This window comes from Planktothricoides raciborskii GIHE-MW2, from assembly GCF_040564635.1.
Taxonomy (GTDB): domain Bacteria; phylum Cyanobacteriota; class Cyanobacteriia; order Cyanobacteriales; family Laspinemataceae; genus Planktothricoides; species Planktothricoides raciborskii.
This window is the reverse complement of record NZ_CP159837.1, coordinates 1,647,054-1,663,762: the sequence shown is the minus strand read 5'-3', so window position 1 is coordinate 1,663,762 and position 16,709 is coordinate 1,647,054. Positions and strand designations below refer to the sequence as shown.

12 protein-coding genes are annotated in these 16,709 nt (G+C 44.0%); 3 read left to right on the top strand and 9 right to left on the bottom strand.

Features of this window, described 5'->3' with window-relative positions; genetic code table 11:
• Positions 1-198: 198 nt before the first annotated feature.
• From ABWT76_RS07025 to fabI, 5 genes are all read right to left on the bottom strand, one after another.
• Positions 199-2,961, bottom strand: a complete 2,763-nt coding sequence (locus ABWT76_RS07025; protein ID WP_354635850.1) for a DUF1156 domain-containing protein — start codon at positions 2,959-2,961, stop codon at positions 199-201.
• Positions 2,962-3,730: 769 nt separating this feature from the next.
• Positions 3,731-6,097, bottom strand: a complete 2,367-nt coding sequence (locus ABWT76_RS07020) for a C39 family peptidase (RefSeq protein ID WP_054466793.1) — start codon at positions 6,095-6,097, stop codon at positions 3,731-3,733.
• A gap of 238 nt (positions 6,098-6,335) precedes the next feature.
• On the bottom strand, positions 6,336-8,033 hold the full coding sequence (locus tag ABWT76_RS07015) for an ABC-F family ATP-binding cassette domain-containing protein (RefSeq protein WP_054466792.1): 1,698 nt from the start codon (positions 8,031-8,033) through the stop codon (positions 6,336-6,338).
• An 821-nt stretch (positions 8,034-8,854) separates the two neighbouring features.
• Positions 8,855-9,721: a YgcG family protein gene (locus tag ABWT76_RS07010; RefSeq protein WP_197285304.1), complete on the bottom strand. Its 867-nt coding sequence runs from the start codon at positions 9,719-9,721 to the stop codon at positions 8,855-8,857.
• Positions 9,722-10,137: 416 nt separating this feature from the next.
• Positions 10,138-10,914, bottom strand: coding sequence for an enoyl-ACP reductase FabI (gene fabI / locus ABWT76_RS07005; RefSeq protein ID WP_054466800.1), 777 nt, complete (start codon positions 10,912-10,914; stop codon positions 10,138-10,140).
• A 515-nt stretch (positions 10,915-11,429) separates the two neighbouring features.
• On the opposite strand from fabI, the gene ntcA reads away from it, so the two are divergent.
• The 3 genes from ntcA to ABWT76_RS06990 all read left to right on the top strand — a co-directional run bounded on the left by ntcA (position 11,430) and on the right by ABWT76_RS06990 (position 14,696).
• On the top strand, positions 11,430-12,101 hold the full coding sequence (ntcA, locus tag ABWT76_RS07000) for a global nitrogen regulator NtcA (RefSeq protein WP_054466791.1): 672 nt from the start codon (positions 11,430-11,432) through the stop codon (positions 12,099-12,101).
• A gap of 168 nt (positions 12,102-12,269) precedes the next feature.
• Positions 12,270-13,937, top strand: coding sequence for a DUF3084 domain-containing protein (locus tag ABWT76_RS06995; protein WP_354635849.1), 1,668 nt, complete (start codon positions 12,270-12,272; stop codon positions 13,935-13,937).
• A gap of 327 nt (positions 13,938-14,264) precedes the next feature.
• Complete coding sequence (locus ABWT76_RS06990) at positions 14,265-14,696, top strand: RuvX/YqgF family protein (protein WP_072160771.1); 432 nt, start codon at positions 14,265-14,267, stop codon at positions 14,694-14,696.
• Positions 14,697-14,873: 177 nt separating this feature from the next.
• Here ABWT76_RS06990 and ABWT76_RS06985 read toward each other — a convergent pair whose 3' ends face one another.
• The 4 genes from ABWT76_RS06985 to psbH all read right to left on the bottom strand — a co-directional run bounded on the left by ABWT76_RS06985 (position 14,874) and on the right by psbH (position 16,706).
• Entirely contained in the window at positions 14,874-15,137 is a 264-nt protein-coding gene (locus ABWT76_RS06985) for a DUF3146 family protein (protein WP_054466789.1), read from the bottom strand.
• A 100-nt stretch (positions 15,138-15,237) separates the two neighbouring features.
• Positions 15,238-15,873 (bottom strand): aminoacyl-tRNA hydrolase, encoded by a 636-nt coding sequence (gene pth / locus ABWT76_RS06980; RefSeq protein WP_054466788.1) that lies wholly within the window; start codon positions 15,871-15,873, stop codon positions 15,238-15,240.
• Positions 15,874-16,004: 131 nt separating this feature from the next.
• Positions 16,005-16,301 carry a TatA/E family twin arginine-targeting protein translocase gene (locus ABWT76_RS06975; RefSeq protein ID WP_054466787.1) on the bottom strand — a complete coding sequence of 99 codons (297 nt, stop codon included), beginning with the start codon at positions 16,299-16,301 and terminating at the stop codon, positions 16,005-16,007.
• A 201-nt stretch (positions 16,302-16,502) separates the two neighbouring features.
• Positions 16,503-16,706 (bottom strand): photosystem II reaction center phosphoprotein PsbH, encoded by a 204-nt coding sequence (psbH, locus tag ABWT76_RS06970; RefSeq protein ID WP_054466786.1) that lies wholly within the window; start codon positions 16,704-16,706, stop codon positions 16,503-16,505.
• Between the last annotated feature and the right edge of the window lie 3 nt (positions 16,707-16,709).

The following is a 16,709-nucleotide window of genomic DNA, read 5'->3' as shown; positions in this document are numbered from 1 at the left end:
GCATAAAGCCTGACGGCATAGCTTCGCTTACCGGGCAAAGGATTTATGGGTAAAAACAGACAATTTATTACCCGAATGCTTCGCCCTAACATTGTTGATTGTTGATTGTTGATTGTTGATTGTTGGTTGTTGGTTGTTAAATTGACTCTGTAGGGGCGAAGCATAAAGCCTGACGGCATAGCTTCGCCCCTACAGAAATCATAAAATCGTCAATTGTTCATAAACCACCTTAGCCTTAATCTCATCCATTGCTGACCACAAATCCAGCAAATTCCGTTCTTCGGAAATGCGTTTTTTCTCATCCCCAATCCGGGGAATAGCCTTCAAAGCAACCTCGATCGCCTTCATAAAATTATCATTAGTCACCAAATTGGTATCTTGCATAAACTTACGGACTGCTTGGATATCGTTTTCCTCCTCATAAATAGCGACGATCGCGTGGATTCCATCCACCAAATAACGGCAAGAAAAATCTTTGGCTTCGATGGAAAAAGCCCGTTTTTTCCATCGTTGGGTTGGAGTTAAGAGTTTACAAGTACCTCCAGAAGCACTTAGCAATTTATGAGTTTTGTCCAAGTCGGACACATTAAAACCGCCAATAGCTAAAGCTAATTGTCGCGCTTCATCATAAGGAAATTCGCGGGCTTTAAAAGCATCCCAAGCCAAAAAATACCATTGAGTTAAAGAGTCAAATCCCTGGGTATCCGTTTGGACTAATTTGCGGAAACGATAAGCTGCGATCGCTTTTCGGGCTTCCGCAAAAGCCACCTCTGGGCGAACTTCATCCCCACTGCTATTATAAATGGGATAAGACCGACTAAACACATTTAAAGCCGGACCAAAAGCACTTAAATATAAATCGATTCCCGTAATATCATTATCCTCAAATTCCGGAGCGCGTTGTTCTACCAAATTAGCCACTTCCGGGCGCAAATCATCCCACCAAGCGGGTTCAGCGTTCGGGTTGCGTTTGCGGCAAACTAGCAACACCGTACTAGAAACAGAATTTTTCTGGGCTTGATGTAAATTTTGGGGATTTTCTGTGCTCACAGACCAAGAAGCGGTAATTTCAAAACCCGCATCAATTAATGATTTAGTCAGCACATCCCAGGCGCCGGAATCTTTATGATTAAATTGTACGGTCATCACCCCATCATCCCGCAAAACTCGATAATATTCGCCAAAAGCCAAGGCCATTTTTGCCTCATAATCTTGGGCGGCTAATTCATCGGCTGAAGTACCCATATCCCGAAAACGAGACGGGTTCGCGACCGCTTCTCGGTGTTTATCCGTGAGTTCTGACCAGAATAATTCGGGGAAAATATCCCCTAACGTCCGTTTCATCCAAACATAGAAAAAATCGGAAAGTTCCGCATATTGTATCGTAGCATAATAGGGCGGGTCAGTGACAATTGCATCCACAGATTTATCGGCAATATGATACAGGCTATCCGCCGAAGCCGCATCAATTTTAATGCTTTTGGGTTCAGTTTCTAGGATACCCGGTAAGCTGAGAGAGTGGGACTTTGTGCCGAATAATTCACAAAGTTTAGTGTAGTCATATGTCAAGGCATCTACGCACCAATTCCACAAGCGAGTCACTCCATTAACTTCTGGATAATTCCACATTAAATTTAAAGCGTGTTGTCCACTAGCGAGTTGAATTTGTGACGTGGTTGCACTCCAATGGGCTAAACGAGAGTTTGCATCAACACATCTATCTAATACTAAAGCCAAATAAGTGCAAATTGCCTCTACTTTTTCTGGTTCATATTCACCCCGGATTAACTCCTTCGCTTCGTTGATAATTTCTACATAAGTCACCAGAGTTAAAAGCTGTCGCGGGTTAAATAATTTATTCCATGAGTCTATGCCTATACTAAAAAGTCTTTCTGTCTCTTGGCCATGAGGAATATCTATAATCGGAATTATCTCAATATTTTTGATATTTTTTAAAAAAATATTTAAAACTTTTTGATAACCGTCTAAATCAAACTGATTAGGAAGTCTAAACTCTAAACTGCTTTTTCCTTTTTTATAAGCCACTGCATATAACTGATGTCCTAAACCGACAGATTGGGCTTGAGACTTAATCACTTCATCCTCAATAATATTGCCACAAGTAGGACATCTACCCACCCCACGACTAACGGTAATGTAATCATCAGGATTGTATTCACCATCATCGGTTTTAATCGTTGTTCCTTTCCCTTTTTTCCCCTTAATTAACTCAAAATCAACCCGCTTTTCTGTCAGATTGGGAATTGGTTTCACCGCGTACCAATCACTCGTAACTTTTCTAGCTTGTCCTTTTCCAGCATAGTTACTTGTTTTACTTAACCACCAATTTGGACTTAAGGGAACCACAGACTGACAACTAGGACAAACTACCGTATGTGCCCATAAATAATTTTGCACAACTTCCTCACTTTTGGGGGTTGAAGGGAAAAATTCCGCTAATCTTTTCTCCGCTTCATCCCCGACCCACTTCACCCAACGGTCAATATCCACTTGTAAATCGGGGCCAAATTTTACCGGATATTCCATTGCAGCTTTCATAGTCACAACTGCCACCGGATTCAAATCCGAAGCTAACACATTTAACCCATATCTAGCGGCTTCAAAAGGAATACTCCCCCCACCGGCAAAAGCATCTAAAACTGTAGGGGTTCGGTTGCCCCAAACTCTCTCACAATAATCATGGACTTTCTGTACTACGGGATATCCTGGAGGCACCTTATAAAGTCGCAAATTAGCATCAGGTTTTAACCCATCCAATTCTGGATGTAATCCCAGTAAATATTCAAACTCATCTAATGAAATATCCTCTGGTAACAGAGAAGCCAAAACTGAAGCGCGAGAGAAAGATAACGGCTTCCGAGAATACCAGCGGTGTAATCCTTTAAATGGATTACCCCCATGTTCATAAGCCACCTGTTGATTTAACAGTTTCACTGGCATAATTCTCTCGATCAATAATCTATCTTTGTTCATGGTTATTTGTTGTTTGTTATTTGTTGTTTGTTGTTTGTTGTTTGTTGGGGAACGGGGAACGGTTATCAGGAGCCACTGCGATCTTGGGGTCTCCCCAAGTCTAGCAAGTGGCGTGGAACGGGGAAGGAGAAAAGTAGTAGGGGCTTTCTGGCCATATAGCCTGACGGATTATGCTTCGCAAGGACGCCCGTACAAGTGAAAAGTTAAAAGTTAAAAGTTAAAAGTGAAAAAAAATATCACCATTCCCTGTTCCCTGTTCCCTGTTCCCTGTTCCCTGTTCCCTGTTCCCTAGGACGCCCGTACAAGTGAAAAGTTAAAAGTTAAAAGTTAAAAGTGAAAAAAATATCACCATTCCCTGTTCCCTGTTCCCTGTTCCCTGTTCCCTGTTCCCTGTTCCCTGTTCCCTGTTATTTGTTGTTTGTTGATGGTTGATGGGTAGGGATTTTTTTGTTGTTTGTTGTTGGTTGTTTGTTGGTTGTTTGTTGAATCTGTAGGGGCGAAGCATAAAGCCTGACGGCATAGCTTCGCTTACCGGGCAAAGGATTTATGGGGAAAAACAGACAATTTATTACCCGAATGCTTCGCCCTGACATATAATTGTTGATTGTTGGTTGTTGATTGTTGTTTGTTGATGGTTGATGGTTGATTGTTTATGTTTGACAACCAACAAACAACAACCAACCACCAACAAAGAACAAACAACCAACAACCAACAACCAACAACAAATAACACTGATTAAGTGGAAATAAAATGCGCCCAAACATTACCATCAGGGCCGCAAACTCGATCCATATAACCATAAGGATAAAGTAAACGACGACCCTCGGTATAACTATAACCAGTCAGGGCATCTCCCCAGGGGTCATTAAGAATATATCCCTGAGTATTGTAGCCAATGATTGTGGCAATATGTCCCGTAGCGGTAAAGTCCCCGGCAATCACAACTGGGCGGCGATTAATCAGTTCATTATCTACGTCTGACCAGCGACGAGTGGTGCTAAAACTATGTTTATATCCATAAGCGCGAATCAATTCTGCCAATACGGTATGGTCGGTTTGGCAGCCTTCCCCATAGCGATTGAAACACCATTGCAATAGTTCGTCTTCGAGTTGTCCGCCCCACTGCGATCGCTCCCCATAATAGTACATTACCATCGCGATCGAAGTGACATTGCAAGTAGACCAATAAAACCGAGGATTATCTCGTTGGGAAAAATAAGGAACATTCAGTTCAATTTGTTTGGGTAATGGATCGAAAACTTGGCTACCCCGTCGCATCGTCACATGACCCGGCCAAACATAGCCCGTATTACCAAAATTGGCAAAATTTTCGGTTAATGAAACTTTGATATTTCCCGCTTCAATACTATAGCTGGAAACCCCATAAATTCTTCCCACAGGTAAGCTTAATTTGTCACTGGCACTTAAAGTAGAAGCAGGAACGGCACGTCTTTTAAAATCAGTGGCTTGCCGAATGGTCATGGTTAAAGCATCGGGATCGTAAGGAACCGTTTGCCCATCTTTTTTAATTTGCACATGGAGATGGTAGAGAAATCCCACTCGACCAAAACCAGGAATCGATTCGGTCAGCGTCACCCGAAAATGACCAGAAGTTGAGGCATATCCGGTCAGATTAAAACTTTGCCCTAATTTCAGTTCGGCTTTTTGATTCGCGGCTAAATTCGCCGAATCGTCGGGTCTGGATTTAATAAAAGTTGTGCTAGTTACTAACAGTTGGGCAGTACCGGGAATTTCGGGCACATCCGCCAGATCAAATCTCAGGACTTCCTGACCTTTGCTCATTTGCACATGGCCTTCATAAAAATAGCCAAAATCCCCAATCGGGGCGATCGGTGGGTCAAGGGTGACTCTTAAATGTCCATCGACCAATCCATATTGGCTGACCGCAAAAGTTTGGCCGGTTTTCACCATCACTTTTTGCCGATTATTCAGAGTGGTCGAGTCCACGGGGGAAGCTTTAAACAAAGTATCGCGGGTTACTCGAAGTCTTAAAGCTTGGGGACTTGTTCCGGCAGGAGAGACGGTAATATTTACAATTTGGCTATCTAGCACTTTTCCTGTGCGATCGCTCCCCCGCAGTCTCAGCCAACGGGCACCAGGGGTACTGAAACCATTGGGCAATGACACAGCCCAAGTTCTAGCGCTTGAGTTTAAGCTGACGGTCAGGGGATGTTTATCTTCGGCGATTAATTCTACCTTAGTCATAACTCGTGGATCGTAAGTCCCGGTCAAATTTGTCGCCCGGTTAGCCACCACCGCACTTGGGCCGGTATAGTTTAGCCGTGGGGCGGCATTAACCACCGTGTTCCCCCGTCTCAGTTCCACAAAGTCAGGAGAAAGATAGCCGGTATTCCCAAACGGGGGTAAGTTTTCTGTCAGCGATACTTTCAGTTGTCCCGCTTCCATGACGTAGCTGCTTACTCCGTAAATCATCCCCACTGCGAGAGTATATTGTTCTTCCGGTTTTAGTTGGGACGAGTCAATGGGCTGCTTTTTAATTACGGTGTTTCGCAGCAGCACCAAATTCAGCGCATTCGGGTCGAATGCAATCAGTTTGCCATCTCTTTTAATCTGGACATGGAGGTTGTAGAGATAACCAATCCGGCCAAAATTTTCCAGGGGCTGATTGAGCGTTACCCGAAAATGATCCGCTACCGAGGCATAACCGAGAATTAAAAAGGATCTCCCCGCCGCAAGATCCATTTGTTGGTGCGATCGCAGGTTACTGGAACTTTCCGGTGAGGTTTTAATTTTGGTATTTTGAGCAATCCACAGCAGAGAAAACCCCGGAGGTGGGTCAGCCACGTCGTGAATACTACCCACGGTCTGAGAAGTCGCTGAGGCTGGGGTGATTTGCACGTGGGGTTCAAAAAGGTAGCCCGTGGCACCTACTGGGGCAATGGGATTGACCAGTTCTACTTCAAAATGACCGCTATTGGATTGATATTTTCTGATAGAAAATGTCTGCCCCGCGACCAAGCGGACTTTTTGCCGGTCATTTAGAGTCGAAGAAGAAGCGGTAGACACTTTAAAAAAAGTCTCTTGGAGAATTCTCAGGTTAAAAGTTTGTCCGGTACTCATAAGGTTAGTTGCTGACGGTATTCGGTACTTCGATTAACCCCTACAGTCTACACCAATGAACCACTTCAGGCACAGAGAATCACAGAGAAAGCTACTGGGTAGTTTGACCCCTAAACCCTGCACTAATACCATGAACCACTTCAGGCACAGAGAACCACAGAGAAAGCTACTGGGTAGTTTGACCCCTACACCCTACACCAGAACCTCTCTGCTAAGAGCCTGTTTCAAGATATTAAGATCATTTTTTCTTTTTCTCCTGTTTTTTTGATCGTTTAGCCGCTGCTTTGGCTGCTTGTGCCGCCGCAATTTTTTCCTGTTTTACTTTGAATCGTTCTTCTTCTAGTTTATCCAAATAATAATGATAATCCCCGGCATATACTCTTAATTCTCCATCCCGAATTTCTACAATTTTATTGGCGACTTGGGAAATAAAATAGCGATCGTGGGAGACAATTAAGACGGTTCCCTCATAAGTTTGTAATGCTTCTTCTAGCATTTCTTTGGCGGGAATATCTAAATGGTTGGTCGGTTCATCGAGAATGAGTAAATTGGCCGGTTGGAGGAGCATTTTCGCCAAGGCAAGGCGGGCTTTTTCCCCTCCACTTAAAGCTTTGACTTTTTTAAATACTGTGTCGCCACTAAATAGAAATCGGCCTAATAATGTCCGCACGTCTTCATTTTTCCAGTCTGGAACTTCATCATGGAGGGTATCCATGACGTTTTTTTCTAAGTCTAAAGCTTCCGCTTGGTTTTGTTCAAAATAGGCAGGAATTACATTATGTTTCCCTAAAGCAACTGTTCCCTCCGTGGGGGTTTCTATGCCCATGATTAAGCGTAAAAGGGTGGATTTTCCGGTGCCATTTGCGCCTAAGAAGGCAATGCGATCGCCTCTTTTAATTTCTAACTTTGCCCCTAAGAACAGAATCTTCTCATCATAAGCATGGGTTAAATCTTGAATCGTCACGACTTCTAGCCCACTGCGAGGAGCGGGTTTAAAGTGAAAGTGTAAGGTTTTTAACTCGCCAATGGGAGCTTCGACTAATTCGATTTTTTCCAGTTGTTTCTCGCGGCTTTTTGCCTGGGTACTGCGAGTGGCACTCGCCCGGAAACGCTCAATAAATTGTTGTTGTTTTTCCAGTTCTTTCTGTTGCCGTTCAAAGGTAGTTTGCTGCATTTCCCGGCTGAGGGCTTTTTGTTCTAAGTATGAACTATAGTTTCCCAGGTAAGTGGTTGAAACCCCTCTTTCGGTTTCTACAATTTGCGTACAAAGACGATCCAAAAATTCCCGGTCATGGGAGACAATTACAATCGGGGTATTTAGTTGTTTGAGGTAGGTTTCTAACCATTCAATAGTTTCCAGGTCTAAATGGTTGGTCGGTTCATCTAAGAGCAAAATATCGGGTTCTTGCAGTAATATTTTGCCCAAATTCATCCGCATTTGCCAGCCCCCACTAAAGGCACTGACCAGGCGATCGCCGTCTTCGGAAGTAAATCCCATTTCTGGTAAGATTTTCTCAATTTGCGACTCTAATCCATAGCCGTCCAGGGCGTCAAATTGACGGTGGAGGCGATCGAGTTTATGAATCAGGGGATCTAAGTCTTCTGGGGCGGCGTTTTCCATCTCATGTTGCAGATGGTGTAATTGATTTTGAATGTCGTTCGCTTCCGTAAAAACTGCCCAAAATTCTTCGCGCACGGTACGCTGAAAATCCAGTTCAAACTCTTGGGATAAATAGGCGATCCGCAGACTTGCGGGCCGAATAATTTCCCCGGATGTGGGTTCAATTTGCCCCGCAATAATTTTTAGTTGGGTGGATTTTCCGGCACCGTTAACCCCCACCAAACCAATGCGATCGCCGGGTTTAATTTCCCAGTTGACATCTTTGAGGACTTGCCCAGTGGGGTAAATTTTACTAATATGTTCGAGTCGGAGCATTTTTATCCTTGTTGTAGCTGAATAGTAGCTGAATAGTAGCCAAATAGTAGCCAAATAGTAGCCAAATATTTGAATTTCGGTCATCGACCTGATGTATATTCATCTTTTTCGGTCATTTTGTAATGATTCAGATCACCAAAGATGAGAAACCATGAGAAAAATCGCCAAATTGGGTTCGGTCGAGTTACGATGGATTATAACCAAGCAGACTAGAGCTAAATTGAGGAGTTTCCGGCAAGAAAAGGTGACTCATGGAAAAAATTAATCAGGTTTGAGAACGATCATCTATCATAACACAGATAAGACAATACACAGATAACACAATATCTCTCAGCATATCTCTCAGCATATCTCTCAGGATAACTAGAACTTAGGCACTCGTCCTAGGTTGAGAGCAACCACCCCCTACGGGATCATCTCACTTTTGTAAGTACGGGCGGATTTTTCGCCCTTGAAGGTTTTTAGAAGAGAGGAGAGAGCAGAGACGAGATAGAAAATATTCAGAAAAAGTCTTTTTACAAAAGCAGGTATGATCCCAAACCCACAGAATAAACCCTACAAAACTATAATTATCAGAATATAAACAGTCAAAATTAAAAAGTAAAAATAGCCATTTAACCCGGTAAATTTTTGTTAAATATTGGTAATTTTATTATCAATAATTTTACTCTATGTTTTTTTATTTAGCTATAGCAATCCTAAAACCAGGTCGAAAATTTGCCCTCACCCCCAACCGACGCCTGCCCCCGCGAGGGGGCGAGATCGATGCATGGGAGAGGGGAATCTCATTCACAAATCCTGCACGGATAGCTATATATGCCTTAAAAATCTCCACCTATACTGCCACCATGACTATTCCCACCACCAAAATCTCGCATATCGTAATCACCACCATTTTTGATGATGACATCATCAATATCATCATCAATGCTGTCATCAGAATTTGTATAATTCCTGAGATTAGGATTATTACTGCCAAACAAAAAGAAAATACCAAAACCTAATAAAAGGCACATTCCTAATAAAAAAAGCATAATTTTAATTTGATTATATTTGCTTGTATCTGGCGGATTTTCTGCTAATAAATTCACTAAGGCTTGGGTTCCTATAAAGACTCCGCTATCCCAATTATTTTCGTGAAATTGGGGAATAATTTCGGTGTTAATGAGATTGTCAACTTGTTCATCGGAGATAATTTGTTTTACCCCCGATACGGTTTCAATTTCTACGCGGCGATCGCCAATCGAGGTTAAAAATAGTACCCCATTGTTTACCCCTTTTTTGCCAATGCCCCAATGATTAAATAGCTCAGTAGTAAATGCCTTGGGACTGGGTGCCGGTGCCGTAGTGGATACGGTGACAACCGCAATTTCTGCCCCAGTATCAGCCTCCAATTGGGAAATCATTTCATTAAGTAAAGTTTCGGTGCTTTGGCTGAGAATATTGGCCATATCTGTGACCCATCCATTAGACTCTTTTCTAGGATTTGGGACATCATTGACATTGAGAGCATGACTCAGTATAGGAAAGCCAACCAGGGATAAACTGAGTAAAATTATCCACAGTATGGGGGCAAATTTTGCCCCACCTACCCTGCCCCATCTGAGAATCAAAAGATTCATCAAAGAATCGAGAAAACTGAGATGTTTTCTGGGATGAATTGTTCGGAATTGACTAGATTTATCCATGATATGCTCCTGCTAAGTTTTCTGAAAAATGCTGCCTTTGAGCGATCGCCTATCTCTCCACAACTTCAATCAGACCACAACTTCAATCCCCGTTTTGGCTATTTCGGAAAAACGGGAATTTTTTAGGGCAAGAGGTAAAACCAAACCACGGGCGATCGCGAGCGAGATTAGAAACCGGGTTGCTTCAAGAAACCGGATTTCTATCATAAAGCTTCTGAGAGTTAAGAAGTTACAGCGTTTTTCTGATTAGCGGGGGCGAAGCATTCCCGTAAAAAATTTACGCTTCTAACCATAGAACTTCTGCGGGAATGCAACGCCGCCCCTACAATCCCGGATCGAACCGACCAATATCTCTTGAAGAAACCGGGTTTCTGCCAGAAAAGAAACCCGGTTTCTTCAAGAAACCGGGTTTTTGATTACATTCCCATAATGTTGTAGCCAGAGTCTACATAAATCACTTGGCCGGTGATGCCACTGGACAAGTCACTACAGAGAAAAGCCGCCGTATTTCCCACTTCTTCTTGGGAGACATTTCGCCGCAACGGGGCGATTTTTTCCACATGGTGCATCATATCTAAAATGCCACCGACCGCAGAAGAAGCTAGGGTGCGAATGGGGCCTGCAGAAATCGCATTGACGCGAATATTTGATGGGCCGAGTTCGGCAGCTAAATAACGCACGTTCATTTCTAGGGCAGCTTTGGCAACTCCCATAACGTTGTAGTTGGGTATGACGCGCACGCCACCGAGATAGGATAAGGTGACGATCGCGCCTCCTTCGGTCATTAAGGGTTTCGCCGCTGCACTGAGATTGACCAATGAATAGGCGCTAATATCCAAGGCACGAGTAAATCCTTCACGGGTGGTATTGCTAAAATCCCCGCTGAGTTCATCTTTGCCTGCAAAAGCTAGACAGTGAATCAGGATGTCCAGCTTGCCCCATTTGTCTTTGATGACTTCAAAGGTAGACTGAACTTGCTGGTCATCTTGAACATTTAAGGGTTCAAAGATAGTGGGGTTGAGTGGTGCGACGAGTTCCTGGACTTTCTTTTCAAAGCGACCTTTGTCGTCAGGCAGGTATGTGACCCCAATATTTGCGCCAGCTTGGTGAAGCTGTTGTGCAATGCCCCAAGCTATGGAGCGATTGTTAGCAATTCCTGTAACGAGGGCATTTTTTCCGGTTAAATCTAGCATGAGCATATATTCTATATCTAAGGTGCGCGATCGATCGCTTCCCAAGGGAAGCGGACAGCGCTTAATATCCCTGTAATTGGGCAAGTTTACCCCGAATTGGCCTCAATTGTGCTATTTCTTTAAGTGTGAAATAGACCAGAGTGGATTTACGGATGCGTGAAATCCCATCTCCGCCTAATTGTGTTAAATTCCTTTGTGTAAATTTACTTAGATTAGCCAGGGGAATTTCCCACTGAGTACCACTGAGTACCACTGAGTGCTACTGAGTACCACACAGATGGGCAATTTGCTCAGAGAATTCGCCGACCCTTGTTGCCCGATCGCTTTCCCCTAGGGATTTTTTTAGATCGCCGCTCTCGGCTTAATTGTGTATATCGGGAGACAAAAACAACTGACTGTAAGTTTAAGTTTTGTAAACATAACATTCTCTAAACTCCGACAGTTGAACCCTTCCTGAACTCCGACAGAAACAGATCTGCAGCAGAGTTGACTCGGCCCCTAATAGACTATTGGACATGGTAATGACTCAAGATAGACCCCTAGAAGCTGTATTTCGTCAGATGGGAACCGGGACATTTCCACCCGCCGTCGAGAATTTTGATCGCGGCAAAACGATTTTTTTCCCCGGGGATCCTGCTGAACGGGTGTATTTTCTCCTCAAAGGAGCCGTCAAACTCTCCAGAGTGTACGAAGCTGGAGAGGAAATCACCGTCGCACTGCTGCGGGAAAACAGTGTGTTTGGTGTGCTGTCGCTGATTACAGGTAATCGTTCAGACAGGTTTTATCATGCGGTGGCTTTTACCCCCGTGGAGTTGCTCTCGGTGCCTATTGAACAAGTGGAAAAAGCCCTGAAAAATGACCCAGAACTGTCGATGCTGATGTTACGGGGCTTGTCATCGCGGATTTTGCAAACAGAGATGATGATTGAAACCCTGGCACACCGAGATATGGGGTCGCGGTTGGTGAGTTTTCTGTTAATTCTCTGTCGGGATTTCGGCGTACCGACCGCAGATGGGATTACGATTGATTTGAAACTGTCCCATCAGGCGATCGCTGAGGCGATCGGTTCCACCAGAGTCACTGTCACCCGACTCTTGGGGGAATTGCGAGAGGATCAAATGATCTCCATTCACAAGAAAAAAATCACCGTTCACAAGCCGGTGGCCTTAAGTCAGCAATTTACTTGATGCGGAAGTAATCAATTCAGCGATTGACTCATTGTTGATTATCTGGGCTAATCAATGCCAAACCCAAGCTCATTTGCCATTTCGCGTACCTACGACCAGCCGTAAATCAGCCTGTCAATCAACCGCCCCTTAAAAGTAATCAAAGTAAAAATTAACGACCAACGAGTAATGACCAGTGCCTATATTTTGATTCTGGCCATTTTGGTCTTAGGTGGCTTACTGGCAACCCTGGGCGATCGCCTGGGGACGAAAGTCGGTAAAGCCAGACTCAGTTTATTTAATCTTCGACCGAAACAAACCGCCACCGTTGTCACCATTATTACCGGCACCATTATTTCCGCATCGACGTTGGGAATTCTGTTTGCCACGAGTAAATCTTTACGGGTGGGAATTTTCCAACTTGATGAAAAACTCAGAGAATTACGTCAAGCCCGTCAAGAGCTTACCGAAGTGACTCTACAAAAAACTCAAGTAGAGCAACAATTGGCTCAAGCCCAAAAGGAACAAACCCAAGCCCAAAAAAAATTAGATGCCATTAACCAGTATCTACAGCAAGCCATTAATCGGCAAAGTGAAACAGCGGTGAAACTGAATCAAGCCGAAAGTAAACTTAGCCAAGTTGAAACTGATTTTCAACGGGCTAAGACGCAACTCGGTCTGATTGAATCTCAGTATCAGCGGGCGCAAAGTCAGTTGGCAACTTTTTCTGAGCAAGCCCAAAACTTGCGTCGGGAAATTCAAAAACTCCAAAGAGAACAGCAAGAGTTACTGCGACAAAAAGAAGAAGTGCAATTGCAAATTGCCCAGAGAGACCAAGAAATTGCCCAACGTGAAGCGGAGATTCAAAAACGCGATCAAGAAATTACCCAACAAAAGCGTCAAATTGCCGAACAGGAAAGTCAAATTATGGCCAAACAAAGTCAAATTGACCAACAAACGGCTCAAATTATGGCCAAGCAAAGTCAAATTGACCAACAAACGGCTCAAATTATGGCCAAACAAAGTCAAATTGACCAACAAACGGCTCAAATTGACCAACAAAAACAAGAACTTACGGAACAACAGCAACAAATTGATCTAAGACAGGCAGAGATTGCCCAAAGAGATCGAGTGATTGCGGAACGAGAAAATCGGCTGAAAGAACTGGAAAGGCAGCAAGCTTTTTTAGAAAAAGATATTCAAAACTTAGAACAAAATTTTCAATTTTTACGCGAGGGCAACTTTGCGATTTTAAGAAATCAAGTTTTGGCTTCTGGGGTGGTGCGGGTTCTCCAACCATTAGGGGCGCGTCAAGCGGCTGAAGAACTGTTGCGGGAAGCGAATTTAGCTGCTATTCAACGCATCCGTCCGGGGACAAATGTTGCACAAGAACAAGTGGTACAAATTACCGCCACGGAATTTGAACGCCTGGTGGAACAAATTAATAATGGCCAACCTTATGTGGTGAGAATTATGTCTGCCGCTAACTATTTGGTTGGGGAAAAGATTGTGCAAGTGTTCGCCGATGCAGCGGTGAATAAAATTGTTTTTTTTCGCGGGGAAATTTTGGCGGGAACTTCTGTGTCTCCAGCAACGATGACCGATGCAGAATTGCGACAACGCCTTGATTTGTTGCTGGCATCGGCGAGTTTTAGAGCCCGTCGTGCGGGAATGTTAGGTGAGCCGATCCAAATTGCTGAAGGTCGTTTGACTTTGTTGGAATTTATTGAGCAATTAAAGCAGTATAATCAAGAAGTGATTGTGCAGGCAATTGTTTCAGATGTGACTTATACTTCCGGCCCCCTAAAAATTAATTTAGTGGTGGTGCAAGACGGGCAAATTATGTTGAATAATTAGTTTTGTTGGTTGGTGGTTGTTCGGTAGGGATTCTTTGGTTGTTGGTGGTTGGGTAGGGATTCTTTGGTTGTTGGTTGGGGAAAGTCGTAGGGGCGAATGGCCAAGAGAGAAAAGAGAGGAGAGAAAAGAGAGGAGAGAATATCTTTCCTATGCATCCTCTTTCCTCTTTCCTATGCATCCTCTTTCCTATGCATCCTCTTTCCTCCCTTTCACTATTCACTCTCCCCTCTGCTCCCCCGCTCCTCTGCCGATGGCGGGCCTCTCTGCTCCCCCGCACCATCCGCTCCCCCGCTCCCCACAACCTATTCCCTGTATGAGAAAATATCCATGAATTACTATTCAATTACTTTTTTAGGTTTTGATCCAGGAAAAGATAAATGTGGCATTGCGGTGATGAAGTCAGATCAAACTCTGCTATTTCATCAGGTGGTGCCATCTGGTGAAGCGATCGCGACTATTTTTAGTCTCGCGAAACAGTTTCCGGTGGAAAAACTGATTATTGGCGATCAAACTACGGCGAAAAAGTGGATTAAAGAGTTAGAAAAATCCGGCTGGTCTACAGAGCAAATTGCGATGATTGATGAGCGATATAGTAGTCTGGAAGCCCGCGATCGCTATTGGCAAATGTATCCGCCTAAAGGTCTGCAATGGCTAATTCCCCAAGGGATGAGACAACCGCCTCGACCTGTGGACGATATTGTGGCGATTATTCTGATTGAAAGATATTTGGCAAAAATTAATGCTCCAGGTAATACCTAAAGCTAACCTCAAGCGTTTTTCAGATTACTGAACCACCGTAGGGCGAAGCATGACCGTAATCAAATTAATATTCTAAGCAAAAAGATATCTGCGGTCATGCTTCGCCCCTACAGATATTTGTGGTAGATTCAATAGAAAATTGCTGTAAAGCTAATCTAAAGCTAATCTAAAGCTAATCTAAATTTGGGCTTTAATGGTAAAGAAATAGTCTCCACCCGGTTCTAGTTGATAATCACATTTTTCCAAAAATCTGCCGAGAGGTTCTTGAATTAAAGCCCGTCCCCGGGAAGGAGCGATCGCCAGTTTTCCCTGGCGAAAACTCCATTTAAATTGCCAAACAAATTGACCGGCAATGACTTCTCCTTCCAGAGTTCCTTTTTGCCAAGAATGCTGAGTCACCCGTACATGAGCAGTAGTTTTGGGTAAATGCTTGTCACTCACCGATTTAGTTGATGATTTAGTTGATGATTTAGTTGATGATTTAGTTGATGATTTAGTTGATGATTTAGTTGATGATTTAATTGATGATTTAATTGATGATTTAGCTCACGGGCGGCACGGTACGACCATTATAAAGACTCATCGCTTTTTCTACCCCTTGCTTAATACTCAATTCCACAGCATCACCCACCAACTCAAGCACTTCTGAGATAATTGGTTTTTCCTCTGGGGCAAATTTGCCTAAAACATGGGAAACCGTGGAGGTATCCAGGTTACTCGGATCTGCCGGTTTGCCAATGCCAATCCGTAATCGAGGAAAATCTTGGGTGCCAAGATGGGCGATCGTGGACTTAATCCCATTATGACCGCCTGCGGAACCGGACAACCGCAGTCTAATCCGACCCGTGGGCAAGTCCATATCATCATAGACGACTAACACGGATGTGGGGGGTATTTTATACCAATCGGTGACAGAACGAATCGCTTGTCCCGATCGATTCATATAGGTTAAAGGCTTGAGTAGACGGATTTTTGCTCCTTTTGGCCCGACTCCTTCCCCAAATAATCCTTGGAAGCGTCGATTCTCTGGCAGGGAAATGCCCCAGCGACGGGCTAGGAGATCCACCGCGTCAAAACCTATATTATGGCGAGTTTGCTCGTATTTCTTTTCGGGATTCCCTAACCCAACGATTAACTGAGGAATCACTAAACTGGGAACTTCTGTTGCTTCTGTCATAAAAAGTGGAAAGAACGATTGAGTGAGGATGGCAATGCAGATGTTAATGCAGATGTTTCTAACCCCCACTCAAAACATTACATTTAACCCGGTCTGGGATCAAACATTTAATCAAACATTTTATTTTCTGATTAGCTTTGCCCAGAGGAACCCGTGGTGGTTTCTTCGGGAGAGGCGATCGCCACTTTGGTCGATGCCGCATCCGATGGCGCCGCCGATTTCACCGCCGACTCCCGTTTAGCGGCAGCCTCAAGCTGTTCCGCTTCTTTCTTAAATTCCGATTCAAATTCCCGCGAAGCTTCTTGGAAGCCGCGAATGGCTTTGCCCATACTCCGGCCAATTTCCGGCAGCTTCTTTGGCCCGAAGATTAATACCGCAATCACTAGAATGACAATCATCTCTGGCAAACCCAGCCCAAAAATATTCACACAGCCACCTCCGATTCTGAATGGACGACAATCTGCAACAGTTGGATTTAAGGCGATGGTCTTTCGATTACCACCTTGATACCGCGAAAAATGCGAGCGAGCAAATGTTTTCTATGATTTTAAAGCCCGCCTGAACTAACTGGGACAAATCCCAATTAAAAACGGCGGGCTATTGCGGGAAAACTTGTAAATGAGATGCGCCTATTTACCCAGGGTTGTCCAATTTACATTCACACCCTCAATCATTAGAGAGGAGTTGTAAATTTGCAGAATGATCAGCAGGAACACAAAAAATAGCCCCATGAAAACACCCATAACTGGGGTGGTGCCCCAACCGGGGGCTACTTTACCATACTCAGCGTTCAGGGGTCTGAGCAAATCTCCTAAGCCTGTGCGTTGTGCCATAAG

Bases quoted from the DNA above. Each gene is read 5' to 3' on its own strand.
- ntcA (WP_054466791.1), top strand. From the start codon at position 11,430: ATGGTAATGACTCAAGATAGACCCCTAGAAGCTGTATTTCGTCAGATG.
- ABWT76_RS07010 (WP_197285304.1), bottom strand. From the start codon at position 9,721: ATGGATAAATCTAGTCAATTCCGAACAATTCATCCCAGAAAACATCTC.
- ABWT76_RS06995 (WP_354635849.1), top strand. From the start codon at position 12,270: ATGACCAGTGCCTATATTTTGATTCTGGCCATTTTGGTCTTAGGTGGC.
- fabI (WP_054466800.1), bottom strand. From the start codon at position 10,914: ATGCTAGATTTAACCGGAAAAAATGCCCTCGTTACAGGAATTGCTAAC.
- ABWT76_RS06990 (WP_072160771.1), top strand. From the start codon at position 14,265: ATGAATTACTATTCAATTACTTTTTTAGGTTTTGATCCAGGAAAAGAT.
- pth (WP_054466788.1), bottom strand. From the start codon at position 15,873: ATGACAGAAGCAACAGAAGTTCCCAGTTTAGTGATTCCTCAGTTAATC.
- ABWT76_RS07025 (WP_354635850.1), bottom strand. From the start codon at position 2,961: ATGCCAGTGAAACTGTTAAATCAACAGGTGGCTTATGAACATGGGGGT.
- psbH (WP_054466786.1), bottom strand. From the start codon at position 16,706: ATGGCACAACGCACAGGCTTAGGAGATTTGCTCAGACCCCTGAACGCT.
- ABWT76_RS07020 (WP_054466793.1), bottom strand. From the start codon at position 6,097: ATGAGTACCGGACAAACTTTTAACCTGAGAATTCTCCAAGAGACTTTT.
- ABWT76_RS07015 (WP_054466792.1), bottom strand. From the start codon at position 8,033: ATGCTCCGACTCGAACATATTAGTAAAATTTACCCCACTGGGCAAGTC.